The sequence below is a fragment of the Amycolatopsis sp. NPDC059657 genome, assembly GCF_042734395.1.
Classification (GTDB): Bacteria; Actinomycetota; Actinomycetes; order Mycobacteriales; family Pseudonocardiaceae; genus Amycolatopsis.
This window is the reverse complement of the sequence record NZ_JBHWEB010000019.1, coordinates 55,702-77,785: the sequence shown is the minus strand read 5'-3', so window position 1 is coordinate 77,785 and position 22,084 is coordinate 55,702. Positions and strand designations below refer to the sequence as shown.

Sequence of the window (22,084 nt, the reverse complement as noted above, 5' to 3'; positions counted from 1 at the left end):
GGGTCACCGTTCCTGGGGTGCGAGCAGGGGCTGGTCGTAGACGGACTCGTCGTCGGGGTTGGCATACGGCGTCCATCCGCCGGTGCCGGTGGGGGCGAACATCGGCGGCGGCTGGTCGGTCCAGCGCTCGCCGGAAAGCCAGGTCGCCGGATGCGCGGTGTAGCGCGGGTCCTGGCCGTCACGGGCCGCCGCGTAGGCCGCCGCGCCGGAGATGACCTCCTCCGGATCGACGTTCGTCGTGAGCGCTTTCGCCCACGCTCGGCGGGCTTGGCCTTTGGCGACCTTGCGGGGGTAGGCCGCCCAGAACCGGCCGAACGCCGGATCCTCACCAGAAGTGTCCTGTGTGGACAGTCCGGCCAGGGTAGGCAATGCGATCACGTCGGCGGACGTTGTCTCGCTCTCTCGCGGCGCAGCCGCGAGAGTAGTGAGTTCTTTTGGTAGTTCTATTGGTAGTTCATTGGTAGTTACACCACCTCTGACCTGCGCGTGTAACGGAGTCGGCACCGTTACATGGCTCTCGGAGACCGTTACATCGACCTGCGAGGGCGTTACATCGCGCTCGGACGCCGTTACATCACGGTCTGCGGCAGCGTTACCAACGCTCTCGCAGCGCGTTACGTCACGGTCTGCGGGACCGTTACCAACGCACTCGGGCGCCGTTACGCCCTCGTGCGCGGAACCGTCGCCGCGCATGGCCTCCGCTGCGGTCGCCAGCTGCCGTTCACGGTGCCGCCGCACCCGCGCGGCGGTCTGATGCCGCGTGCGCTCGGCGCGCTGCGCTGCTTCGAGTTCGGCCTCCGGGCCGCGCCTGCGCGAGAGGTTGAGCTGCCACACCACCGTGGTGCCCCAGGACCCGGACATCGTGAGCAGTCCTGCGGTTTCCAGGCGCTGCACGGCTTTGTGCACCGTGCCCTCGGTCAGGTACGTCTCATCGGCCACTGTGGACAGACTGGGTCGTGCTATCCCTGCCTTGTTCGCGAAGGTCGCCAGCACCAGCAGCACATGGTGCGCGACCCGGTCGGCTTTGCCGTCGCTGCGGCGCACCACCGGCACCGCTTTCGCCCAGCGGATCACGCTATATCCCGCCGTCACAACAAAACCCCCTTGAAAGTCGAGTGATGAAACGCGGGCGCGCCAAAGACCGCCCGGACCGCACGCGCGAGCGCGGACAGCACGGGACAGAAACGGGCGAGCGGGTGTGGGTTGAAGGATGAGCCCGGCTTATCGGGTTGCAGGCTCGGCGTCCCCACGCGCTCCGGCAGGCAGAGCCTCAAGATCGAGCGCGTAGATCGGTTGCAGCTTGCCGCCATTACGCCCGGCCGTGTCAGTGCAACGCGCATATCGGCCCGTGGTGACGAGCAGACCGGCCGCGCGCAGCCGGTTGACCGTCGCGCCGATCAGCGGGCGCCGCACCCAGCCGGGCAGCAGTGGTCGCCACCTGTTCGCGGTGGTCTCCCGAAACGGGTCCGCCAGCGCGTCACCGACAATCGCGGTGATGATCTCAAGGACGTGCTCGGTGTTGCGCGGCTCGATGGTTAGCAGTGCCGCTATCGCCGCTGCCGTCTCCCTGTCGCCGGGTGTGCTTGTCGCGCGGGCCTGTGCGGCCATCGCCTCGGCCAGCGGTGCCAAGTCGGCGAACGCGGCGGTCATGCGTCGAGCAGGCGAAAGGTCCACACCTCGGAGATGTCGGTGCATTCCTGCGCGATCTCGGGGTATTTCTCCTTCAGGACGTTCTGGTCGAGCGCGATCCGCAGTGACGGCATGAACGAGACCACCGGCACGCCACGCACGGTGCCGACGCGCGCGCCTGCCGCCCGAAGGTGAGCCTTGAGGGCCGTCTCGTGCTCCTTGCGTTCCTTGCCCAGGCGGGCTTGCTCGGTCTTGATCTGGCGTAGCGACGCCTCCAGGTGCGCGAACGCGTCGATCGGCCAGGACCTCGGCGCGGGGGCGGCTGAGTCCATTCCGGACGCGGCGCGGACGTGGGGGGAAAGGTTTTCGGGCATGAGAAAGACACCGCCTCCTCGACGGTGGAGCTACCTCGGTGTAGATGAGTCCACTCAGGACCGCCACGCTGCGGCCGGACACACCAGAACGGATCAGGCTGTGGCGCTGGCGGTCGTGGTCACCGGACGACGCCCGGGGTCATGTACTCGACGATGGCGGTCTCGGGGATTTCGGGGCGACCCCGGCCCGAACCGACCCGCACCGCCGGGAGCTGCCCGTGCCGGATCATGCGGCGGACCGTCGAGACGCTGCGGCCGATCTGCTCCGCCGTCTGCTTCACCGTTCTTGTTTGCAACTCGGCGGCGACCGCCGGATTGGTACCGCTGACTGCCGCAGCGGCGGGATTGTCCTGCACACCATGCCTTTCGTCCACTGTGGACACATGCGCTGACCTGCTGTCGCACGCGTCCGCGAGCGCCCCCCTCGGGCACTTGCTTGATCATCTCCAAACTTGGCCGACCCGCTGTACGTCGCCAAGCGAAATGCGAGTACTGACCACATATGCCCACTTGTGCTCACCTATTCCCAACTAGACTGTGATCTAGGTCGCTCTTGTTTGCCCGATTGTCACGCTGTGCTGATCGGTGTGTACTCGATAGCCTGACCACGCACTCGGCCATCACTACTCCATTAGGGTGAGCGCGAGGGGTGTGGACGCCTGGGTGGCCACGCGACGTAGCGGGAAACGACTTTCAAGGGAGATCGACGTGTCCGACGGCACCGGGCCGCAATTGCGCTCCACCGAGCACATCGCCGCCCTGATCCGCGGCTACAGCGCGCCCCGCACGGTCGCCGAGGTTGAACGCGACGCCGGACTGAAGACAGGCTCGCTGGCCAACTACGTCAAAGCCTCCACCGCCCCCGCGCGCGTCCCGCTGCTGCCAGTGATGGAACGCATCGCCGACGCCCTCGGAGCCCCGCTGGTCGAGGTCTCCCGCGCGTTCGCCGCCGACTTCGACCTACCCATCTACGACGACGCGCCACTCGACGAAGACGAGTACGAGCTGCTCGCCGTCTACCAATCCCTGCCGCCGCAGATGAAACGCCTCGCCCGCAAAATCCTCTCCAGCCTGCAGGCCGAGAGCTACGTCACCGACCACGACGAGAACTGAGTAGAACTACCCAGTTCCCCCGCGCGCAACTACTCACTTTCGCCCAAATGGGTAACGATCAGTACGCGGTAGGTGATGGTCTGGGTAAGAGACATTGACGAACCATGCACCACCCGTCCGGCTAGGTGAATCCGGCCGACCGGCGTAGGGCCACCTTCGTAACCGTGCGTGTCACAACCGCGCGAGCACGGCGGCGGCAGCAAGGAAAGAGGAGAAAAGCGGTGCTCTACGCGATCGAACTCGGCGCGCCCATCGACGGGCCCTGGGAGCTCGACACCGACGAACAGGACCGCATGATCCTGCGCGTGCGCGCCCGAGTCCTCACCCCACGTCTCGTCGCCTTGATCAACCACCTCAACGCCGACGACCCCGCCCCCGATGAACTCAACCGCGGCCCCGTGCCCCGTCCCCGCGACGTCCCGCCTGAACCGGCACGCCCGACAGGTTCCGTGGGACGCGGCAAGACCAACCTGATCACCAGGATCATCGAGGACGCGTGCCGACAGGGCCGCTCGGTGATCATCATCGGTGAGCCGTCGGTAGAACTACTCACTTAACCGGAGTAGCACTACCCGAAGTGACTGGATACTCACCCGTTGCGCCTCTTCGGGCGTTAGAGTCGTGCGCGGAGGGTTCGACGGCTCCCTTTTTTGGGAGCCGCAGCAGGGGAGCAAGGATTTGGCGAATAGGTTCGCCTTCACCGTGAACACGGTGCAGGCGCAGATACTCGGGCGGGCGCACAACGTCGACGTGCGCCGGTTCCCCTTGGAGTTACCAGGTCTCGGACACGACCCGGCGCACCTGGTGACGCTGGCCGGCGTGGTGTCCCAAGAACTCGACAAGCAAGGTCTGTCGCGGCGTGGTCGGCTGTTGCCCGCCGCGAGGGAAGCGTTCGCCCTGTTCGCTGACGACCGGGTGTCGGTCGCGGTGACCGGGATCGACGGGACCGATCAGCACTTCGCCGCACTCGGCCTGTCCGACGGCGCGCAAGGGATGACCGTGTTCCAGTACGCCGAGCAGTACGTGTGGGAGATCGACCTCATGCCCGACGAATCCTGGATCCCGGACCTGGTGGCGCTGCTGCCGGAGCAACCGGCCGCGCCTCACCGCCCCTTGTCGGTCACGACACCGGCCACCGCCGCCAGCTCCGCCTACGCGACACGGCAGGCAGCCGAGCGCGCGCACGAGGAAGACGAGACCGCCGCGTTCGGCGGCATGCGCGTCCAGTCGGTGGTCCGCCCGCCGGTAAACCCGTTTCACCGCCGTGGCCGCAGCGACGCCGAGATGCTCGCCGACATCCTGAGCCAGCCCCGATTTGGATCCGGACGCTTCCTCATCAGCGCCCGCGACCGGCACGGCCGCAACCATGTCGCGGACCCGTTCGGCTGGCTCGACACCGACGACGGCCGCTACCTCGTGCACACCCACATCGAACCGGACGGCAGCCACACCACCAGCTACGCCTCTGCCGACCACCACGACGTCGCCGACGCCATCAGGACCGCCATCGGCACCGTCTACCAGCCACGCAGGGGAACCGAACGGTGACCCAAAACATCCGAACACGAGGACACCGCACTCGGGCCCCGGTTACGCTGGGCCAGCGGCGCTACACGATCAGGGAGGGATCATGAGCGGCACCACGCCCATCGACGGCCAGTCCGGAGTGTTCTGGGACAGCCTCGCCAGCGCGAACTTCATCGAAGCCGCGGCGACCGGCGGCTTCACCCTCACCAGCGACCACGCGGAAAGCCTCGCCAACGAACTCCAAGCCGGACTCGACACCGTCAACAAAGTCTTGGAGAACACGGCGATGCTGGAGCAGCCCCCGCCGATGACGGCGAGCCCGGCGGGCTTGTTCGTGTCGAAGGTGATGTACGACACGGCAAACGACGGACAGGGCATGCGCACCCAATTGATGAAGGCAAAAGAGGAGTTGCCCAAGTACATCGAGGCACTTCGTGTAGCGGCTAAGCGCTACCGCGAAACCGAACATGCCACAACGGCCGAAATCAACTCTCTTCACCCCGGACCCTAGGAACCATGCGCCGATCACACATCCTCACCAACGCGGGCCTCGCGTCCACGATGCTGCTCGCGCTCACGGCGTGCGGGACCGAGACCACGCCCGGCACGCCCACACCCGTACCGTCGCCCTCAGCGTCTGCCCCGGGAAGTCGTCCTCAGATTCCGACCGACCTTCCGAATCCCGGACCATCTACCAGCGCACCAAGCACCGCGCCAAGTGCGTTGGCGGGCATCAGCCCGTGCTCGGTCGTGCCTCCGACGGCCATTGCCGAATTGGGTGCAAGCGGTACGGGCGAAGAAAAGAAGCTCGGTCTCGCCCGCCACTGCGGATGGTATCCGTCGGGTAAGGAGGCTTTAGGTGTTGGCTTCTTCGATACGGCAGGGATTAAAGACGCTACCGGCCGGGGCGAGAAGACATCCGTAAAGGTAGGTACCGGTGCGCACGAAGCTGTCCAGCAGGATCGTGGCGGCGTGTGTGCGGTATCCATCGCCATCGGTGTGACATCGCGAGTTGATGTGCAAGTCGGGGGCTTTCCGCCTGAGTCATGCCAGAAGGCGAAAACTCTGGCAGACGCGGTGGAACCACTGCTGCCGCCGCAGACTAAGTAGGCGCGAGGGGGCCTGTGATGATGAATGATGTGTTCGGACTGTCGAATTCGGTGTCGGATCCGGCGAGTCCGGAGTACAACCCGCGTAGTCCGTTGTACGTGGTGACGGCTGATTCGTCGTCGAAGTACTACGTGGGCCCGGTCGCGCCTGTGACGGTGTCGGCTGAGCAGCTCCGGGAGCAGATCGCCACGCAGATGAGCGCTGAGGGCGGCTGGTTGAATCAGTTCCTCAGCGGCCTGGTCAACGAGAGCGAACTCGATGCACGGCTGCGGGCTCATCTCGAACGTGATGCCGATGGCCTCGCCCACGACCTACCGCCTCGCCAGCACGGAACCGCGCCGCAGACGGCGTGGGAATCGACCAGCCACGAGCACATGGACGCGGTCGTCAAGACGACGGCCGAGCCAGACGCGGTGGCTCAGTCCGCGCAAGGCTGGACCGAAGCCAGCCCCGAGCTGGCTGGTCACCAAGGCAGGCTCGCTTCCGCGATCAGCACCAGCTTGGAAGGCTGGCGAGGATCCGGTGGTGATGCCGCGCGGGCGCAGATCGCGCAGATCGCCCAATGGTTCAGCACCAGCTCGCGGGGCGCGGCGCTCGCAGGGCGGCAGCAGGATGTGCACGCGCAGGTTCTGGGTGAGACCAAGCAGCAGATGGCGGCGAACCCGCCCGTGCAGTTCTCGGCACAGGAAGCCAACGCCCGGCTGCAGACGATCACCGATCCGGTCGAGTACGGGCGGCAGTTCCAGGCGGACATGGACGCCTACAACCGGCAGAAGGCCGCGCAGGAGCAGGCTGCCCGGTACATGACCCAGTTTGACCAGACCCTCGGCGGTTCCTCGACGACGTCGGTATTCCCGACTCCGCCTCCCGCCGCTGAAAGCAGCGTCGGCGGAACGAGCGGGCCGCAGCCCGGCACGGGCGGTGGCCGTAAAGGCAGTGTCCCGAGCGGGGGCGGGCAGCGAGTGCCGACCGGCGGGGAGCGGGCGCCGAACCCGATCGGCGGGGCACCCGGCGCCGGGCCGAGCGGCTCGCAGTCTGGTGCGCAGGTGCCCGCGGCCGGCGAGGACGGGACCCATTCCGCCGCTACGATCGATTTGCCACACACGCCCATCACGCCAACACCCGTCCCGCCATCGGGACCGGGACCGGTCGCGGGTCAGCCTGGCCCCAACACCGGCACGGGTCCGTGGATCGGCGGCCCCGGCACGGGAACCGGTTCCGGAAGTCGGGTGGGTACTCCTGGTGGCTTCGGCGGCAAGACCGGTGGCGCGCCGAAGATGCCGGGCGGGGAAGGCTTGCCCGGCGGACGCTCCAGCGGCAGCACGCCTCGAGTTGCCGGAATCGGTGAACCGGTCGCCCGCACCGGGCCGGGCTCACCCGGCGGGAAAGGCTCGATGTCGCCGGGTGCCCCGATGGGCGGGCGTGGACGCGGAGGCAAGGAGGAGGACGAGGAGCACACCCGGCCCGCCTACCTGATCGACCACGAAACCCCGCAGATCTTCGAGTCCGACGAGAAAACCACGCCGCCGACCATCGGAGTGTGGAAGAAGACGGACAGGCCCGAGTCTTGACGCGCCTCAGCCGGAGTGGTCGGCGATGGCTCGGTCGATTACTCCGGCCAGCACCGCGAACGAACTCAGCGGGCTGGTCGGGGGCGTGATCCATTCCAGCGGCTGCTCGCCCCACTGGCTGGGCGGCAGCCAGATGAACTCGGTACCCCAGAGATGCGAAACCGTCGCGGGGACCAGCCACTGATCGCGCAGCGCGTTCAGCGGCAGCGTGAGGAACACCCAGCGCGGCGGCGGGCCAGACGAACGAAACACTGGGCACCGCTTGTAGAGCCTGTCCAACACGAGCTGGCCAAGTGATTCCGGCATCGAGATCGCATCGATCTCGTAGCGATGGGCCAGCCAGATCTTCTCCCTGGCCACCGTCACCTGCCAACCCACCTGCTGCTCGTAGAAGTCAGCGGCGTCGGCAACCGTGTCGAACTGCGGCACAAGGGCACCCTCGTCGCCGGGAAACTCAGGTTCGGTCATGAGCGTCGATCACCACCGGCAACTCCAACCGAAGCAACGCCACCACAACTTCAAACAGCTTCGCCAGCTCGGCGTACTTCTGCGGCGAACACGTCCCTTTCATAGTCGCGAACGCCACCTCGCTGACCTGCCACTCCACCACCCGCAACAGCGCCACGAGCTCCTTCTGCTGGCGGTTCATGGTGTGTTTCCAATGCCATCAACCAGCGCATCCCGCAAGGCAGCACGGAGCCTGCCCGCCTGCAAGGGTTTGAAGGAAGCAGTCTCACCGTTCGGTCCGCGCAGGACGATCCGCTCGCCCTGAATCGCGATCACCATGCTGCTGCGATGTCCTGCTGCGTCGCGGCAGCTGACACGGCACCAATTTGTCTCGCTGTCGCTTCGACGTTCGCGTCGGAGGCCGCGCGTATGCCCCATGGCCCACTCCTCAGTTTGGGGGCCCGCCCCGGCTGGGAACTGTGAGATGCCGGGACGGGCACGCAGGCAACATGGTCCGTCACCGCCTGCGCACATCTAACGTAACAGTGCACATGCAGGTTTACAACCACGGTGCCGTGCGATGTAGTGACCGTCCGTGATACACAATGTGCGGCTGGAGGTATGAATGTCGAACAACACGAGCCCAACCGTGCACAAGCGACAACTTGGTCTCGCGCTGACCGAACTCCGTGAACGCGCGGGGAAGGTCCGCGAAGAGGCCGCTGCGGCTTTGGAGTGCTCACTGTCGAAGATCAGCCGTATCGAGCATGGCGACGTTGGCGTGCGCCCGGCGGAGATGCGGGACTTGCTTGACCTCTACGAGGTCGCTGCCGCAGATCGCGTGGAAGTCGAAGAACTCGCGCGGCTCGCTCGTCAGCGGCGGCCACGCACGACCTACGGCTCGGCGATTCCCGACTGGTTCCGCAAGTTCGTCAACCTCGAAGAGGTCGCGTCTGAGGTCCGCACTTACGACAGCGAACTCATAACCGGGCTCCTCCAGATCGACGACTACACACGCGCACTCGTCGAAGCGACTCCGCTGCACCGGCCCGAGGACCTCGACCGGATTCTCGCCGCCCGCAGGGCGCGGCAGAAGCGAATCGCTGGCGACGCGCCGCTGCGTGTGTGGGCCGTGATGAGCGAAGGAGCCATCAGGCGAGTCGTCGGCGGCCCCGACGTCATGGCACGCCAGCTGGCGCACCTCACCGCGCTCGCCAAGCAGCCCCACATCACGATCCAAGTCGTGCCGTTCAGCGCCGGCGCCCATCCATCTACCGGATTCAACTTCAGCTTGCTGCGCTTCCCCGACGACGACGGCGCAGACATCGCCTACCTGGAGAACCTCACCGGCGCTTCATACCTCGACCGTGACCGACCGCAGGAGCTCAAGACCTACGAGATCACCTTCAACGCGCTGTCCGCAGCCGCCCTCTCGCCCGCTGACTCACTGAGCCTCGTCGATACTGTTCGGCGGGAACTGTGAGAACGCAACGAAAGGGGGCGCGGAGCTATGTCCTCCGAGCCGACCCGACTTCTATGGCAAAAGTCAAGCTTCAGCGGCGGTAACGGCGGTCAGTGCGTCGAGGTCGCTCAAGCCCCGGATGGCGGGCGCTACCTGCGCGACACCAAGGACCGGTCCCGGCCCGCGCACTACTTCACCGAGGCCGAGTGGGACGCCTTCCTCAAGGGCGTGAAGGCGGGCGAGTTCGACTGATCCGGTGAGTCAGTAGGTGTTCTCGTCGGTCCAGTCGGTCTGATCGAAGTCCTCGTCATCGTCGACGGGCTTGCGTCGAGGGCGACGTGCCTGCGCGGGCTTCGGCGTCGGTGCAGCGGGTGGCATCACCGGTGGTGTGGTCTTGGCCTCGGCCACGGCGTCACCGGTGCTGCCGCCGCCTTGCGCTTGGGGTTCGGGTGTGCCATTCGGCCAGACGCACGGCGATCCTGCAATCAGGAATATCCCCGCACCGGGGTGGGCTGTGAGTGTCATCTGGAAGGCGTCGGCGTTGTTCTCCACCCACAGGAATTCATTGCGCGGCTTCTCGTCAAGAACGCGAAAGTTATTGGCCAACCACCACGCGCGCAGGCTGTCGAAATACGACGGTATTGCCGCTTGCTGCAAGCCGAGGACCTTGTAGTCGCGGTTGGCCGTCACGCGGTTCTTCGGCCCATGGTCGGTCGGATCGGAGCACGACCCGGCACGCTCCTGGTAGTTCAGTTCCAGCTTGGCCTCGGGCGGAAGAACCTTGACCGCACGGGCGATGTATTCGTCAACTCGTTGGTTGGCTTCGGCGATCGTGATGGTCGGATGCATACCTGCTTCCTTGCTTCCACATGAGACGACTGAGACCAAGAGCCCTGCAAGCAGCGTCACGCGGATCAACCCGGACGTCACTGTCTTTCCCTGTGCCACGTTCCGTCTCCGACGTCAACTCGTTGGTTTCCCGGCAATGATGAGGCCTATGTTGCCCAGCGACTTCGAGTTCGGGTTCCAGTATTCGCTGTGCGCCTCCTTGCTGAGACCTCCCTGATAGATCGGGCCTGAGGTCCCAGCGTCTGATGAGAAGACCTGGCCGCCGAATTGCGCGGTGGCCGGGTCCGGTCCCAGCGCGATGTCGAGACCTTCGTCGCCGACTTCGAGGTTGGTCACCTTGATGATGTCGTGTTCGGCGACAGTGGAGTGGACATGCTGTCCGACCTGTGCTTGATCGACGCCGCGAAGGTGCAGTTCATTGGCGCTGTCCACGCCGACTCCGGGGCTGCCGACGAACGCCAGCTCGTCAGCATTGAGCCCACCGCCTTCACGAGCGGCGTGTCCGATGACAGTGCTGCCATAGCTGTGTCCGAGAACCGTGTTGTGCGACGGCGTATCACCGTCGTGGGTCGCCCGTAGGCCGTCCTGGAACCCGGCTAGCGCGCCCTTGCCGTTGTCCGCGTAGCTTTCACTGCCCGCGTTGGGAAGCTCGTTCGGCGCGTCATACCCCATCCACGTCACCACAGCTGTGGATGGCGAACCGGCTTTCGTCGCTGCGGCCACCATCCGGTCGGAGCGGTTGACATCGTCACCGATCGACGCCAGGCCCGAGCCCGTCCCCGGCACGTAGGTCGCGACATTCTTGGCCGTGTCGGGATTGCCGGAGGACACGATCGCCTTCCCGTCCCCTGCGATGTCCAACCCGATCAGGAATGCTTGCGGTTGGCCGTTGTCGGGCCGGTTGAGTCGGTTGTCGATGTTGTGCAGCCCCTTGAGCTTGGCCGTGATTTCGTCCAGCGCCGCCTTACCAGCATCGCCCAGGTTCCCCCTGGTCAGCTCGGCCTTTTTGGTTTCAAGCTTGCCGATCTCGCGTTGCAGGACAGCCCGGTTCGCCGAGTCCCTGTCGACGACCGGGATACCGTCAAGGTTGCGAACCAAGTCCGGGTTGTCGCGGAGAATGGTGGCCTTGGCAGTGTCGGAAAGGCTCGCCCACCAGGCCTTGTTATCACCCGGCGTACCACCTTCAGGCGGTCCGATGATCGACAGTCCGCTCTGCCGCGTCCCAGCGTCGGCGGCTTGAGCGAGGCTGGTCGCGTCCTGCTCGGTGATCTCCCCGCTCATCGCCTTGGTGAGAATCGCCGCGAAGTCTGCATCCACGTCAGCGGCCCGCCGCAGGATCTGCTCGACCCGATCGGCCAGTTCCACTTTGACTCGCGCCTGCTTCGCCACCACGTCCGGTGGTGGAGGCGGCCCAGCGGTCGGCGGGCGCACGACCGCGCCGTCCCCGCCGACGTGCCATCCGTTCACCCGCGCGAGCTCGTCGGTCTGCAGCACGAACTCGGCGATCCGCTCGACTGCGAGTTGCACCTCGTGCGCCGCGCGCCGGACTGCCGAGGCCTCGGCGACCCGCTGCTCCAAACCGGAAATCAAAGATCGGCCGCGCTGCCCGGCCGCGACAGCTGCGTTACCCATCCAGCCCTCGCGCACGATCGCGCTCTCGACGTCGTCGTTGGTCGCGATCAGCGCCTGGCAGCGCTGGTTGAGCGCGTCCGCCACCCCACCGATCGCTGCGGCGTTCCACTGCCGCACATCACCCCAGGACACCATCAGACCGGCCTCGCCCCGCCGCGCACGAGCACCTCATGCAGATCAGTCTGGGCATCCGCCTCGTTTGCCCGATAGTGCTGGGCAGCGGCCGTCAACTGGTCCGCATAGGAGCCCATATTTGTAACCCACACCGGCAACTCACGCGCCCACATCTCGCGGAGCAGCCGCGCTGCTTCGACCGACTGGCCACCCGGCAACCCCTGCCCGACCCCTGTCAGTGTGCTACCCAGGTCGACCGGGCTGACACTGTCCGCCGCTCGTTTTGCCGCACCCGACGCCTGCTCAATGGCGCCGATGACGACCTTGTACCCATCGCTCACAACGTCCCTCCCTCTGTGACCATCCGACCACAGATAGACGCAAGACGGGAGCCAGCCGTGCCGACGACCAGTGAAAATGAGTAGAACTACGTAGCGTCAGGCTTGCTGGCCTGTCTCCCAGCAAGCCCGACGCCCAGGTCGTCTATCCTCTGAACTGCGAAAACGCGACCTCGTAGTTTGTGAGTTCCAGTCGGACCTTGACTAGAACCGCCCGCAACGCTCACGACCCCAAACTTCGGGCGAGCCCTTATACGGTGGCGGGGTGACCGAGGAAGAGACGGCAGTCGTCGAAACGGTGCGGGAGTTCGTCGACCGCGAGGTCCGGCCGGTGGTCCGCGAGCTCGAGCACGCGAACACCTACCCGGAGCGGCTGATCGAGGGTATGAAACAACTCGGGGTCTACGGGCTGGGCATTCCCGAGGAGTACGGCGGCACGGACGTTTCGGCCGCCTGTTTCGTGCACGTGACCGAGCAGCTCGCGCGGGGCTGGATGAGCCTCGCCGGCGCGATGGGCGGGCACACGGTCGTCGCGAAGCTGATCGCGGAATTCGGGACACCGCACCAGAAACGGCACTACCTGCCCAAGCTGGCGACCGGTGAGATCAGGGCGACGATGGCCCTCACCGAGCCGTCCGGCGGCAGCGATCTGCAGGCCATCACCACGACCGCGCTGCCGCAGGACGGGTCCTATGTGGTCAACGGCGCCAAGACCTGGATCAGCAACGCGCGCCGCGCCGGGCTGATCGCGGTGCTGTGCAAGACGGATCCGCTGGCCGAGAAGCATCGGGGGATCAGCATCCTGCTGGCCGAGCATGGCGACGGGCTGACCGTGTCCAGGGATCTGCCCAAGCTGGGGTACAAGGGCGTCGAGGCCTGCGAACTGTCCTTCGACGGCTACCGGACGCCTCGCGAATCGCTGCTCGGCACCGAGGAAGGCCAAGGGTTCGCCCAGATGATGCGGGGGCTCGAAATCGGCCGCATCCAGGTCGCGGCGCGCGCTTTGGGCGTCGCCACGGCGGCTTTGGACGATTCGCTCGCCTACGCGCGGGAACGGACCAGCTTCGGCAAGCCGATCTGGCAGCTCCAGAGCATCGGTAACCTGCTCGCCGACATGGCCACGAAACTGACCGCCGCACGCCAGCTCACCCTGTACGCGGCCGCGAAGTACGACTCGGGCGCGCGTGCCGATCTCGAAGCCGGGATGGCCAAGCTGTTCGCCTCCGAGACCGCGATGGAGGTCGCGCTCAACGCCGTCCGGATCCACGGCGGCTACGGCTACTCGACGGAGTTCGACGTCGAACGGTATTTCCGGGACGCGCCGCTGATGATCGTCGGTGAGGGGACCAACGAGATCCAGCGGACCGTCATCGCCCGTCAGCTGGTCGAGCGGGGGAAACACTGATGCTGCCGCTGGACGGGATTCTGGTCGTCGCGCTCGAACAGGCCGTCGCGGCGCCGTTCGCCACGCGGCAGCTGGCCGACCTCGGCGCCCGCGTCATCAAGATCGAGCGGCCGGGTGCCGGTGACTTCGCCAGGAAGTACGACGAGACCGTGCACGGCCAGTCGAGTCACTTCGTCTGGCTCAACCGCAACAAGGAGAGCATCGCACTCGACATCAAGGAGCCGAAGGACCGCGAGGTGCTGGACGCGCTCATCGCGAAAGCCGACGTGTTCGTCCAGAACCTCGCGCCGGGTGCCGTCGAACGGCTCGGTCTCACCACGCACAAAAGGCTGATCGTCGCCAATATCTCCGGCTATGGCCCGGATGGGCCGTACAAGGAGAAGAAGGCCTACGACCTGCTCGTGCAGTGCGAAGCCGGCGTCGTGTCCCTCACCGGCACACCGGGAGAACCCGCCAAAGCGGGCATCCCGGTGGCCGATATCGCCGCGGGCATGTACGCCTACAGCGGGGTGCTTTCCGCGCTCTACGAACGCGAACGGACCGGTGAGGGCACGACGTTCGACGTCGCCATGCTCGACGCGCTCGGCGAATGGGCCGGATTCCCTTATTACTTCGCCAAATACGGCGGGACGGAACCGCCGCGCAACGGCGCCAAGCATGCCGCGATCTCGCCTTATGGTCCCTATCGGACCGCGGACGGGACCGTGTTCATCGGCGTGCAGAACGACCGGGAATGGCTCGCGCTGTGCGAATCCGTGCTGGGCCGGGCGGATCTGGCCACGGACGCGCGGTTCGCGACGAACACCGCGCGGGTCGCGCACGACGAGGAGCTGAGCAGGCTGATCGAGCTGGCGCTCGCCGGGCACTCATCGGCTGAGGTGGAACGTCGTCTGGACACGGCCGGCATAGCCAACGCCAGGATGCGCACGATGGCCGAGTTCGCCGCGCACCCACAGCTCGCCGCGCGGGGGCGCTGGGCCGACGTCGGTACGCCCAGGGGTGAGGTCACTGCTCTCCTCCCACCGGTCGACGTCCACGGCAGGCCGCCGAGGCTGGATCCGGTACCTGCTCTCGGGGAGCATTCGGCCGCGATCAGGGCGGAGCTCGGGCTGCCCGAAGACCGGTAGCCGCGGGGTGCTGACGTTCACGAATTCGACCTTCCCGCTCGCGGTGAGGAACCGTTTGCCCGGCGCGCCCAGCGCGGCGGCCGCCTCGTACCAGGACGGATGGTCCGCGTACAACGCGCTGACGCCTGGATGCCGGGTGGTCGGGCAAGGCCACCGGAGCGGCCCTTCGCTTGCTTCCAGGCGTGCCTGTGTCATGCCGCCCATCCCCGGTGTGTGCGCGACGAACTCCGCCCACAGCGTCGGATAATCCAGCCATTTCTCCGGGAACGCGTCGTGCCAGTACGCGGACCCGCGCACGGTGTCGGCGTCGCCGAGTGCCCGCGCGAGGCCGATCCAGATCTCCCAATCCGGCCGGGAAAGGCCCGTCCGCGGCACCGCCTGCCGTTGCCAGCGCACGGCCCGGCCGTCCGGGTGCCGGTACACGCCTTCGAATTCCAGCTCGCCGCACGAGGGCAGGATCAGATCGGCGTGATAGGCGATCTCGTCCATGGAAAGCCCGATATGGACGGAGAATTCGACCTCGCGCAACGCCTGGCGCACCCGCGCGCTTTCGGTGACCGTCTGCAGTGGATTGCCCTGGGTGATCAGCGCGCGCACCCGGTACGGCCTGCCGGTCAGCACCGGTTCCGGGCCTGGCGGGAGAGCTGGCGGCGTCGGCGGAACCGCCACGGTCAGCGGCGGCAGCCGCAGATCACCCGGCCAGGTGTGATGCATGAAGTTGCAACCACCGCCGGGCACTCCGACATTGCCGGTCGCCGCGGCGAGGAACGTCAACGCCCGGTAGGTGTCGAACGCGCCGCGCTGATGCGAGACGCCCGCGTCGCAGAAGATGGCCGCCCGTTCCGCGGCCGCGTACTCCTCGGCGACGCGCCGGATCGTGGCCGCCGGGAGCCCGGTGACCTTCGCCGCCCAATCCGGCGTGTACCCGTGGTCGCGCAGATGGTCGCGCAGCTCCTCGAAACCGGTCACCCAGTGCGCGACGAACCGCCGGTCCTGCCTGCCGGTCGTGATGATGTGCGACAGCATGCCGAGCACCAGCGCCAGATCCGTGTGCGGACGCGACGCGAGCCATTCGTCGGCACTGGCCGTGGTCGGCGTGCGGCGTGGATCGACGACGACCAGCTTGGCCCGTGCCCTGTCGCGGCGCAGGTAGTTGAAGACGCGCGGGTGCGTCTGCGCCTGGTTCGTGCCGAGGAACAGCAGGTAGTTCGACGAACCGAGGTCCTCTTGCCCGGTGGCGCCGTCGACGCCATAGCCGTTGGTGACCATGCCCAGCCCGAACGCCGAAGCGAGCGCGGCGCTGCCGGGGTCGACCAGTCCTGGCCCGTTGGGACTGCCGAGCAACGCGAACAGCCTCGACATCAGCGAGCCCGTCCCGTGCGCCCGGCTGCCCGAGGCCCAGGTGGCGATCGACCGTGCCTCGCCGTCGTCGCGCAGTGCCAGCAACCGCGCCGCGACCGCCGCGAAGGCCTCGTCCCACGAGATCGGTTCGAACTCCGATTCGCGGGAGCCCTTCGTGCCCGAAACCCGGCGCAGCGGCGTGCTCAGCCTGCTGCTGCCCGGACGGCAGGGCCCGGTCACGACGCGGTCCGGTGCGTTCACGCGAGTCTCCGCATCACGACGCCTGCCGGCATCCGCCTGGCCGAGGTCACCGGGGTGACATGGTCGGCGGCGAGCAGTCCGAACGCCACGCGCGGGTCACCGGCGAGGTCGCCGTGGGTGATGGCCGTGCGGCGCCACTGGCCCGTGAAGTCGGTGAAGAACCGCATGACCGCCGGTTCGCCGACGCTCTCGGGTTCGTGCGCGATGGCCAACGATCCGGTGCCCCGCAGGGTGTCCGTGCGGTGGCACGGCAGGCCTGGCCAGCGCAGCGCCGGGTCCAGGAACAGCTCGGTGGCCGCGTGCAACCGCCTCGCCCGGTCATAGGCGGCGGTGGTGAGCACAGCCGAGGCGCCGGAGACGTCCGCGATCGCGCCGAGGGTGGCGAACCCGATGCCGGGGGAGAGCGGGTCGGGCGCGGTCACCGGCACCGCGACCACTCCGGCGGCGAGGCAGCCCGTGAGCGCGACCAGGTAGTCGCGCTGGTGGGGATAGGCGAGCAGCAGCCGGTCGCCGGGGCCGAAGCCCCGCAGCCTTAGCCGGGTGGCGACGCGCTGGGCGGCGGCGTCGAGCTCGCCGGTCGTCACCCGTCTGTGCCCCTTGCCGCTGTCCAGGATGCACAGTGTCGAGTCAGGCTCCGCCGCGGCGGCCTTCCGGAGTGCCGGAATGATCCAGGTCGTCCCGATCGGGGTCATGGCGTCTTCCTCTCGCAGGGTCAGCGTTCGACTACTGCACGGTTGCGATCCGAAGAAGGTTCACGATTCGGGCTGGACCCGCATGTGAACGGCATGATCCATACCGCTCGCCCGTTCGTCGCCTGCTCGGGTCCATTCGGCCTGGTTCGGCGTAACGGAGCAGTCTTTCGCGGCATCCGGTGATCTAACGTCCCATCGGGAGTGACGTGTGCGGGCAGGGAGCCGGAGGATGAAACAGGATCTTGTCGAGAGGCTCGAAGCCCTCATCGACGTCGGCAGCGCGTGGGCCGACGACGTCGAGGCGCTGCGGGACTCGATCTCACGACAGGCAGGCGCCGGCGCCGCGTTGTCGATCGAACTCGCCGCGCGGCGAGCCGAACAGGCCTTCGTCGAGCTGCAGACCGCGCTCGATGACGTTCGATCGGCTGATGGCCGCCGCGCCAAGTAACCACTAGCCTGCCATGGGTGACGGTCGCGAATGGCCCCCAGCTCTGTTCCACCTGCGAGCGCAGGGGCATCAGGCCGCCCTACCAGCCGACCCTGCGGGTGCTGGCGGTCGATGACGAGCTGCCGGTGCTCGAGGAACTCGTGTACCTGTTGCGCGCCGATCCGCGCATCGCGTGGGCCGAAGGCGTTTCCGACGCGACCGAGGCGTTGCGGGTGCTGCATCAGGCGATCGGCAGCGGGCAGCCGCTCGACGCGTTGTTCCTCGACATCCGCATGCCGGGCCTGAACGGTCTCGACACCGCGCGCGTCCTTTCCCGCTTCGCCGAACCGCCTGCGATCGTGTTCGTCACCGCCTACGACGACTCCGCGGTCGAGGCGTTCGAGCTCAACGCGGTCGACTATCTGCTCAAACCCGTTCGCCAGGAACGGTTCGCCGAAGCCGTGCACCGGGTGCTGCACGCGGTGGCCGAACGCGGCGACCACGTCGAACCGGCGGCGCCGGAACCGCAGACCGAGTCCGAGGACGACACCATCCCGGTCGAGGTCGGCGGGCTGACCCGGTTCGTCAAACTCGGTGACGTCCGGTTCGCCGAGGCCGACGGCGACTACGCGCGGCTGCACACCGCGCAGGGCAGTTTCCTGGTCCGCTCGGCGCTCACCGCGCTCGAGGAACGCTGGCGTGACCTCGGTTTCCTCCGTATCCACCGCAGTCATCTGGTCGCGCTGAAGTACGTCGACGAGCTGCACGTCAACGCGGGCCGCGTGACCGTACGGGTCGGCGGCACGCTGCTCACGGTCAGCAGGCGGCACGCGAAGCAGCTGCGCGACGTCCTCGTCAGGCAGGCCAGGGTCAACACGCGGAACGGGTGAGCGGCGATGAACGAGCGCAAACGGGTCACCGTCACCAGAGCGTCCGCCTCGGCCAGGCCGCGGCAATATCCGGTGCGGCAGGAGATCGACGAGGAGACCGACATCGGCGGGCTGTACGTCGGCTCGCTGATCCGCGCGCAGCTGCGGCTCGGGATCACGGTGTGCCTCGCGGTCGGCGGGACACTGGCCGCGATCCCGGCGTTGTTCTGGATCTTCCCGGCGGTGCGCGAGGTCCGGCTGTTCGGCATCGGGCTCCCGTGGCTGCTGCTCGGGGTGCTCGTCTACCCGTTCGTCGTGCTCGTCGCGTGGATTCTCGCGCGCTGCGCCGAGCGAAAAGAACGCGAGTTCGCCGAGATGGTGGATCGGCTCTGAGACTTTGAACAACGCCTACAGCATCGTCGCTGTCGTCTTGGTCGTGCTCGCCACGCTGTCCATCGGCATCTACGGCCTGCGCGTTTCGCGCACCACATCGGACTTCTACGTCGCCTCGCGCACCGTCTCGCCGCAATTGAACGGGTCCGCGATCAGTGGCGAATATCTGTCCGCCGCGTCTTTTCTCGGTGTCGCCGGGCTGTTGTTCGCGTTCGGTTCGGACATGCTCTGGTACCCGGTCGGGTACACCGTCGGCTTCCTCTTCCTGGCCGCGCTGGTGGCCGCGCCGTTGCGGCGCTCGGGCGCCTACACGCTGCCCGACTTCGCCGAGGCGCGGCTGGAATCCCGGACCGTGCGGCGGATCGCGGGTGTGCTGACCGTCGGGATCGGCTGGATCTATCTGCTGCCGCAGCTGCAGGGCGCGAGCCTGACGCTGGCGACGGTCACCGGCGCGCCGAAGTGGGCGGGCGGATTGCTCGTGGTGGTGGTCGTGGTCAGCAACGTGGTCGCCGGCGGGATGCGCAGCATCACCTTCGTGCAGGCGTTCCAATACTGGTTCAAGCTGACCGCGCTGGCCGTGCCGCTGATCTTCCTGGTGTGCGCGTGGCTGATGCACGGCAAAGCCAAGCCGGACGCGGGCCTGGCCCCGGAAACCGGTAGCTTCTCGCCGTTCAACGGCATGCAGGAATACCCGGTCTACGTCATCTACGCGCTGATGATCGCGACCTTCCTCGGCACCATGGGGCTGCCACACGTGGTGGTCCGCTTCTACACCAACCCGAGTGGCCGCGAGGCGCGCCGCACGACGGTGATCGTGCTGGCGTTGCTCGGCGTCTTCTACGTGATGCCGCCGGTGTACGCGGCACTCGGCCGGATGTACAACCCGAACCTCCCGTCGGACGGCAACACCGACGCGATCGTGCTGCTGCTGCCGCGCTGGATGATCGGCGGCGTCGGCGGCGACCTGCTCGGCGCGCTGCTCGCGGGCGGCGCGTTCGCGGCGTTCCTGTCGACCTCGTCGGGGCTCATGGTCTCGGTCGCGGGCGTGCTGTCCGGCGCGCGCAACGTCCGCGCGTTCCGGCTGGCGACGATCGTCGCGGCCGCGGTCCCGTTCGCGATCACCTTGCTGGTGCCGGGACTGCCCGCGGCGAACGTGGTCGGGCTGGCGTTCGCGGTCGCCGCGTCGTCGTTCTGCCCGCTGCTGGTGCTCGGCATCTGGTGGCGCAAGCTGACCTCGGTCGGCGCCGCGGCCGGGTTGATCACCGGCGGTGGTTCGGCGCTGGTCGCCGGTGCGGTGACGATCGCGCGTGGCCAGGAAAGCGGGCTGCTGCACACCTTGCTCGCGTGGCCTGCCGCGTGGAGCGTGCCGCTCGGGTTCGGCGTGATGATCGTGGTCTCGTTGCTGACCCCGTCCCACCGCGCACCGGGCGCGGCGCGCATGCTGGCGCGGCTGCACCTGCCGGAAAGCGTGCTGGAAGGGAACAAACGGGTATGACGATCTTCCTGAGCGCGCTGGGCGGTGCGGCGGTCGCGCTGGTGGTGATGCTGATCGTCGGCCGGTACGCCAAGCGGTCGGGCTCGCGGCTCGGCACGGCCGCCGAACGGGCGACCTTCGAAACCCTGCACACGGCCTGGTCGGCCGCGCCGCCGCTGCGCGCTGGCCTCGTCCCGGCGACGGCCAGGAAGGCCGCCCGGCATCTGCGGACGCTGCTGGACACGCCCGCGCTCGCGATCACCGACGAGACCAGGCTGCTCGCCTGGGACGGCGTCGGCCAGGAGTGCCACGGCGGGGCGACCGCCGAATTGGCCAAGACCGTCTTCGAATCGGGCAGGCCCCAGGTGTTCGGCAGGGACAAGCTGGGCTGCGCCGAGCCGGACTGCCCGATCCGCTACGCCGTGGTCGCGCCGCTCGCCGTCGACGATCACGTGGTCGGCGCCATCACCGTCTACAGTTCGAACGCGTCCGCCGCGCTCGCCGGGGCGACCAACGAGGTCGCGCGCTGGGCGTCGGGGCAGCTCGAACTGGCGGAACTCGACCGTTCGAAGCGGCGGCTGCTCGAAGCCGAGGTGCGGGCGTTGCGCGCGCAGATCTCCCCGCACTTCATCTACAACTCGCTGACCGTGATCGCGTCTTTCGTGCGCACCAACCCCGAGCGCGCACGCGAATTGCTGATCGAGTTCGCCGACTTCACCCGCTACTCGTTCCGCCGCCACGGCGACTTCACCACGCTCGGCGAGGAGCTGCGGTCCATCGAGCAGTACCTGACCCTGCAGCGGGCGCGGTTCGGCGACCGGCTCAAGGTGACGTTGCGCATCGCGCCGGAGGTGCTGCCGGTGAACGTGCCGTTCCTCTGCCTGCAGCCGCTCGTCGAGAACGCGGTCCGGCACGGGATGGACGGCGAGGCGGGCACCGGGCATCTCACGATCGTCGCCGAGGACGTCGGCTCGGAGGCCCACATCTTCGTCGAGGACGACGGCTCGGGGATGGAACCGGACCAGGCTCGCCGGATACTCGCCGGCGAGGTCGACGAGACCGCGGGCATCGGCCTCGGCAATATCGACGACCGACTTCGTCAGGTCTACGGCGACGCGTTCGGGTTGGTGGTGGAGACGGCACCGGGCGCCGGGACCAAGGTCCACGTGCGCGTGCCGAAGTACCGATCGGGCGTCGGGCCCAGGTGAAAGCGCCACCTGGACCTGCGTGAAGGCTTGCTTACGTGGCTGAGCTCTGTCTGGATGCGCACCGTCATGCTCTCCTCCACGTCTCCGCCTTTGGGAAGGTTCTTACCTATTGGGTGAAACAGTCAACCCCAGTTCTTCGACGGCTTGGCGCAGCGCGCGCAAGGCGTTGTACGTCCGGGACTTGACCGTGCCCAGCGGGATACCGAGCTCGCGAGCCGTGTCCTTGATCGACAGGTCGCGGAAGTACAGCTGCGCCAGAACCGCCCGGTGTTCCGGACGCAGCCTGTCCATGGCCTCACGCATGGCGTGGGTCAGTTCCACCGACGCGATCTCGTCCTTCGCGACGGCGAACGTGTCGAGCCCGGTGTCGTCGACCTCCATCGGCCGCGCCTTGCGTGCGCGCCAGTGGTCGCAGACGAGGTTGCGGGCCACCGTGTAGAGCCACGGCCGGATCGAGGTGTGCCGGGTGGTCAGCGCCTCCGGCCGCTGCCAGGCACGCAGCAGCGTCTCCTGGACGATGTCCTCGGCGAGCTGGACATCCGTGCCGGTCAGCTTGCGCACGTAGCGGCGCAGCGCGGCTTCGTGTTCGTCCATCACTTCGCGCAGGGTGGCTGAGTCCATCTTCAGGTGCGGCATGCCGAACCCCTCCAACGGTCTCGCCGGACGCTCTGACCGGTCACGTTTCTGAAGGTAGGGAGACGAGCGTCACGTCGGTACGCTG

General features: G+C 67.4%; 27 protein-coding genes and 1 pseudogene. 15 read left to right on the top strand and 13 right to left on the bottom strand.

Translation table 11 applies throughout. The features are described 5' to 3' along the window. Positions 1 to 3: 3 nt before the first annotated feature. The 4 genes from ACFV15_RS13310 to ACFV15_RS13295 form a co-directional block, all read right to left on the bottom strand. The gene (locus ACFV15_RS13310; protein ID WP_378350471.1) at positions 4 to 1,092 is read right to left on the bottom strand and encodes a helix-turn-helix domain-containing protein; all 1,089 of its coding nucleotides are present in this window, start codon (positions 1,090 to 1,092) and stop codon (positions 4 to 6) included. A gap of 129 nt (positions 1,093 to 1,221) precedes the next feature. Beyond that, positions 1,222 to 1,650 (bottom strand): hypothetical protein, encoded by a 429-nt coding sequence (locus ACFV15_RS13305; RefSeq protein ID WP_378350470.1) that lies wholly within the window; start codon positions 1,648 to 1,650, stop codon positions 1,222 to 1,224. Further along, positions 1,647 to 2,003, bottom strand: a complete 357-nt coding sequence (locus tag ACFV15_RS13300) for a hypothetical protein (protein WP_378350469.1) — start codon at positions 2,001 to 2,003, stop codon at positions 1,647 to 1,649. The genes ACFV15_RS13305 and ACFV15_RS13300 overlap by 4 nt, the downstream gene beginning before the upstream one ends. A 119-nt stretch (positions 2,004 to 2,122) precedes the next feature. Beyond that, a complete protein-coding gene (locus tag ACFV15_RS13295) occupies positions 2,123 to 2,377 on the bottom strand; it encodes a helix-turn-helix domain-containing protein (RefSeq protein ID WP_378350468.1) in 255 nt (84 codons plus the stop codon). Positions 2,378 to 2,711: 334 nt separating this feature from the next. On the opposite strand from ACFV15_RS13295, the gene ACFV15_RS13290 reads away from it, so the two are divergent. The 6 genes from ACFV15_RS13290 (at position 2,712) to ACFV15_RS13265 (ending at position 7,324) form a co-directional block, all read left to right on the top strand. After that, positions 2,712 to 3,116, top strand: coding sequence for a hypothetical protein (locus tag ACFV15_RS13290; protein ID WP_378350467.1), 405 nt, complete (start codon positions 2,712 to 2,714; stop codon positions 3,114 to 3,116). A 221-nt stretch (positions 3,117 to 3,337) separates the two neighbouring features. After that, positions 3,338 to 3,673, top strand: a complete 336-nt coding sequence (locus ACFV15_RS13285; protein WP_378350466.1) for a hypothetical protein — start codon at positions 3,338 to 3,340, stop codon at positions 3,671 to 3,673. A 121-nt stretch (positions 3,674 to 3,794) separates the two neighbouring features. Beyond that, positions 3,795 to 4,664, top strand: a complete 870-nt coding sequence (locus ACFV15_RS13280; RefSeq protein WP_378350465.1) for an ESX secretion-associated protein EspG — start codon at positions 3,795 to 3,797, stop codon at positions 4,662 to 4,664. Between the two features lie 82 nt (positions 4,665 to 4,746). Further along, on the top strand, positions 4,747 to 5,154 hold the full coding sequence (locus ACFV15_RS13275) for a hypothetical protein (RefSeq protein ID WP_378350464.1): 408 nt from the start codon (positions 4,747 to 4,749) through the stop codon (positions 5,152 to 5,154). Between the two features lie 5 nt (positions 5,155 to 5,159). Next, positions 5,160 to 5,753 (top strand): DUF3558 family protein, encoded by a 594-nt coding sequence (locus ACFV15_RS13270; RefSeq protein WP_378350463.1) that lies wholly within the window; start codon positions 5,160 to 5,162, stop codon positions 5,751 to 5,753. 17 nt (positions 5,754 to 5,770) lie between these two features. After that, positions 5,771 to 7,324 carry a hypothetical protein gene (locus ACFV15_RS13265; protein WP_378350462.1) on the top strand — a complete coding sequence of 518 codons (1,554 nt, stop codon included), beginning with the start codon at positions 5,771 to 5,773 and terminating at the stop codon, positions 7,322 to 7,324. A gap of 6 nt (positions 7,325 to 7,330) precedes the next feature. Here the strand turns inward: ACFV15_RS13265 and ACFV15_RS13260 are convergent, their stop codons facing one another. The 3 genes from ACFV15_RS13260 to ACFV15_RS13250 are packed head-to-tail and all read right to left on the bottom strand — an operon-like array spanning position 7,331 to position 8,110. Next, positions 7,331 to 7,792 carry a hypothetical protein gene (locus tag ACFV15_RS13260; RefSeq protein WP_378350461.1) on the bottom strand — a complete coding sequence of 154 codons (462 nt, stop codon included), beginning with the start codon at positions 7,790 to 7,792 and terminating at the stop codon, positions 7,331 to 7,333. After that, positions 7,779 to 7,973, bottom strand: coding sequence for a hypothetical protein (locus ACFV15_RS13255; RefSeq protein ID WP_378350460.1), 195 nt, complete (start codon positions 7,971 to 7,973; stop codon positions 7,779 to 7,781). Before ACFV15_RS13255 ends, ACFV15_RS13260 begins: the two co-directional genes overlap by 14 nt. Continuing rightward, positions 7,970 to 8,110 (bottom strand): hypothetical protein, encoded by a 141-nt coding sequence (locus ACFV15_RS13250; RefSeq protein ID WP_378350459.1) that lies wholly within the window; start codon positions 8,108 to 8,110, stop codon positions 7,970 to 7,972. The genes ACFV15_RS13255 and ACFV15_RS13250 overlap by 4 nt, the downstream gene beginning before the upstream one ends. 286 nt (positions 8,111 to 8,396) lie before the next feature. Between ACFV15_RS13250 and ACFV15_RS13245 the strand changes: the two genes are divergently transcribed. Next, positions 8,397 to 9,254, top strand: a complete 858-nt coding sequence (locus ACFV15_RS13245; RefSeq protein WP_378350458.1) for a helix-turn-helix domain-containing protein — start codon at positions 8,397 to 8,399, stop codon at positions 9,252 to 9,254. Positions 9,255 to 9,281: 27 nt separating this feature from the next. Then, entirely contained in the window at positions 9,282 to 9,485 is a 204-nt protein-coding gene (locus ACFV15_RS13240; protein WP_378350457.1) for a DUF397 domain-containing protein, read from the top strand. A 9-nt stretch (positions 9,486 to 9,494) separates the two neighbouring features. Here the strand turns inward: ACFV15_RS13240 and ACFV15_RS13235 are convergent, their stop codons facing one another. The 3 genes from ACFV15_RS13235 to ACFV15_RS13225 all read right to left on the bottom strand — a co-directional run bounded on the left by ACFV15_RS13235 (position 9,495) and on the right by ACFV15_RS13225 (position 12,169). Continuing rightward, a complete protein-coding gene (locus ACFV15_RS13235) occupies positions 9,495 to 10,082 on the bottom strand; it encodes a hypothetical protein (protein WP_378350456.1) in 588 nt (195 codons plus the stop codon). A 114-nt stretch (positions 10,083 to 10,196) separates the two neighbouring features. Next, a complete protein-coding gene (locus ACFV15_RS13230; RefSeq protein ID WP_378350455.1) occupies positions 10,197 to 11,798 on the bottom strand; it encodes an alpha/beta hydrolase in 1,602 nt (533 codons plus the stop codon). A 50-nt stretch (positions 11,799 to 11,848) separates the two neighbouring features. Beyond that, complete coding sequence (locus ACFV15_RS13225; protein WP_378350454.1) at positions 11,849 to 12,169, bottom strand: hypothetical protein; 321 nt, start codon at positions 12,167 to 12,169, stop codon at positions 11,849 to 11,851. A 262-nt stretch (positions 12,170 to 12,431) separates the two neighbouring features. Between ACFV15_RS13225 and ACFV15_RS13220 the strand changes: the two genes are divergently transcribed. Both ACFV15_RS13220 and ACFV15_RS13215 read left to right on the top strand, forming a co-directional pair. After that, complete coding sequence (locus tag ACFV15_RS13220; protein ID WP_378350453.1) at positions 12,432 to 13,571, top strand: acyl-CoA dehydrogenase family protein; 1,140 nt, start codon at positions 12,432 to 12,434, stop codon at positions 13,569 to 13,571. Further along, positions 13,571 to 14,698, top strand: coding sequence for a CaiB/BaiF CoA transferase family protein (locus tag ACFV15_RS13215; protein WP_378350452.1), 1,128 nt, complete (start codon positions 13,571 to 13,573; stop codon positions 14,696 to 14,698). Before ACFV15_RS13220 ends, ACFV15_RS13215 begins: the two co-directional genes overlap by 1 nt. A 333-nt stretch (positions 14,699 to 15,031) precedes the next feature. Here the strand turns inward: ACFV15_RS13215 and ACFV15_RS13210 are convergent. Then, positions 15,032 to 16,279: pseudogene (locus ACFV15_RS13210) on the bottom strand (molybdopterin-dependent oxidoreductase); the annotation flags it as partial. Positions 16,280 to 16,296: 17 nt separating this feature from the next. Further along, positions 16,297 to 16,992 carry an AMP-binding protein gene (locus ACFV15_RS13205; RefSeq protein WP_378350451.1) on the bottom strand — a complete coding sequence of 232 codons (696 nt, stop codon included), beginning with the start codon at positions 16,990 to 16,992 and terminating at the stop codon, positions 16,297 to 16,299. Positions 16,993 to 17,221: 229 nt separating this feature from the next. Between ACFV15_RS13205 and ACFV15_RS13200 the strand changes: the two genes are divergently transcribed. From ACFV15_RS13200 to ACFV15_RS13180, 5 genes are read left to right on the top strand one after another with little or no spacing between them, the layout of a single operon-like run. Next, positions 17,222 to 17,440: a hypothetical protein gene (locus ACFV15_RS13200; protein WP_378350450.1), complete on the top strand. Its 219-nt coding sequence runs from the start codon at positions 17,222 to 17,224 to the stop codon at positions 17,438 to 17,440. Between the two features lie 17 nt (positions 17,441 to 17,457). After that, on the top strand, positions 17,458 to 18,309 hold the full coding sequence (locus ACFV15_RS13195; RefSeq protein ID WP_378350449.1) for a LytR/AlgR family response regulator transcription factor: 852 nt from the start codon (positions 17,458 to 17,460) through the stop codon (positions 18,307 to 18,309). A 6-nt stretch (positions 18,310 to 18,315) separates the two neighbouring features. Continuing rightward, positions 18,316 to 18,681 (top strand): hypothetical protein, encoded by a 366-nt coding sequence (locus tag ACFV15_RS13190; protein WP_378350448.1) that lies wholly within the window; start codon positions 18,316 to 18,318, stop codon positions 18,679 to 18,681. 4 nt (positions 18,682 to 18,685) lie between these two features. Then, positions 18,686 to 20,176, top strand: coding sequence for a cation acetate symporter (locus ACFV15_RS13185; RefSeq protein ID WP_378350447.1), 1,491 nt, complete (start codon positions 18,686 to 18,688; stop codon positions 20,174 to 20,176). Further along, complete coding sequence (locus tag ACFV15_RS13180; protein WP_378350446.1) at positions 20,173 to 21,363, top strand: sensor histidine kinase; 1,191 nt, start codon at positions 20,173 to 20,175, stop codon at positions 21,361 to 21,363. The genes ACFV15_RS13185 and ACFV15_RS13180 overlap by 4 nt, the downstream gene beginning before the upstream one ends. Before the next feature lie 102 nt (positions 21,364 to 21,465). Here the strand turns inward: ACFV15_RS13180 and ACFV15_RS13175 are convergent, their stop codons facing one another. Further along, positions 21,466 to 21,999, bottom strand: a complete 534-nt coding sequence (locus tag ACFV15_RS13175) for a sigma-70 family RNA polymerase sigma factor (RefSeq protein ID WP_378350445.1) — start codon at positions 21,997 to 21,999, stop codon at positions 21,466 to 21,468. Positions 22,000 to 22,084: the final 85 nt, after the last annotated feature.

What these genes read in the sequence shown, in the direction of transcription:
- ACFV15_RS13265 (WP_378350462.1), top strand. Translation starts at nt 5,771, where the DNA reads ATGATGAATGATGTGTTCGGACTGTCGAATTCGGTGTCGGATCCGGCG.
- ACFV15_RS13205 (WP_378350451.1), bottom strand. Translation starts at nt 16,992, where the DNA reads ATGACCCCGATCGGGACGACCTGGATCATTCCGGCACTCCGGAAGGCC.
- ACFV15_RS13235 (WP_378350456.1), bottom strand. Translation starts at nt 10,082, where the DNA reads ATGCATCCGACCATCACGATCGCCGAAGCCAACCAACGAGTTGACGAA.
- ACFV15_RS13260 (WP_378350461.1), bottom strand. Translation starts at nt 7,792, where the DNA reads ATGACCGAACCTGAGTTTCCCGGCGACGAGGGTGCCCTTGTGCCGCAG.
- ACFV15_RS13270 (WP_378350463.1), top strand. Translation starts at nt 5,160, where the DNA reads ATGCGCCGATCACACATCCTCACCAACGCGGGCCTCGCGTCCACGATG.
- ACFV15_RS13200 (WP_378350450.1), top strand. Translation starts at nt 17,222, where the DNA reads ATGAAACAGGATCTTGTCGAGAGGCTCGAAGCCCTCATCGACGTCGGC.
- ACFV15_RS13240 (WP_378350457.1), top strand. Translation starts at nt 9,282, where the DNA reads ATGTCCTCCGAGCCGACCCGACTTCTATGGCAAAAGTCAAGCTTCAGC.
- ACFV15_RS13175 (WP_378350445.1), bottom strand. Translation starts at nt 21,999, where the DNA reads ATGCCGCACCTGAAGATGGACTCAGCCACCCTGCGCGAAGTGATGGAC.
- ACFV15_RS13300 (WP_378350469.1), bottom strand. Translation starts at nt 2,003, where the DNA reads ATGCCCGAAAACCTTTCCCCCCACGTCCGCGCCGCGTCCGGAATGGAC.
- ACFV15_RS13245 (WP_378350458.1), top strand. Translation starts at nt 8,397, where the DNA reads ATGTCGAACAACACGAGCCCAACCGTGCACAAGCGACAACTTGGTCTC.
- ACFV15_RS13255 (WP_378350460.1), bottom strand. Translation starts at nt 7,973, where the DNA reads ATGAACCGCCAGCAGAAGGAGCTCGTGGCGCTGTTGCGGGTGGTGGAG.
- ACFV15_RS13250 (WP_378350459.1), bottom strand. Translation starts at nt 8,110, where the DNA reads ATGGTGATCGCGATTCAGGGCGAGCGGATCGTCCTGCGCGGACCGAAC.
- ACFV15_RS13215 (WP_378350452.1), top strand. Translation starts at nt 13,571, where the DNA reads ATGCTGCCGCTGGACGGGATTCTGGTCGTCGCGCTCGAACAGGCCGTC.
- ACFV15_RS13180 (WP_378350446.1), top strand. Translation starts at nt 20,173, where the DNA reads ATGACGATCTTCCTGAGCGCGCTGGGCGGTGCGGCGGTCGCGCTGGTG.
- ACFV15_RS13275 (WP_378350464.1), top strand. Translation starts at nt 4,747, where the DNA reads ATGAGCGGCACCACGCCCATCGACGGCCAGTCCGGAGTGTTCTGGGAC.
- ACFV15_RS13305 (WP_378350470.1), bottom strand. Translation starts at nt 1,650, where the DNA reads ATGACCGCCGCGTTCGCCGACTTGGCACCGCTGGCCGAGGCGATGGCC.
- ACFV15_RS13190 (WP_378350448.1), top strand. Translation starts at nt 18,316, where the DNA reads ATGAACGAGCGCAAACGGGTCACCGTCACCAGAGCGTCCGCCTCGGCC.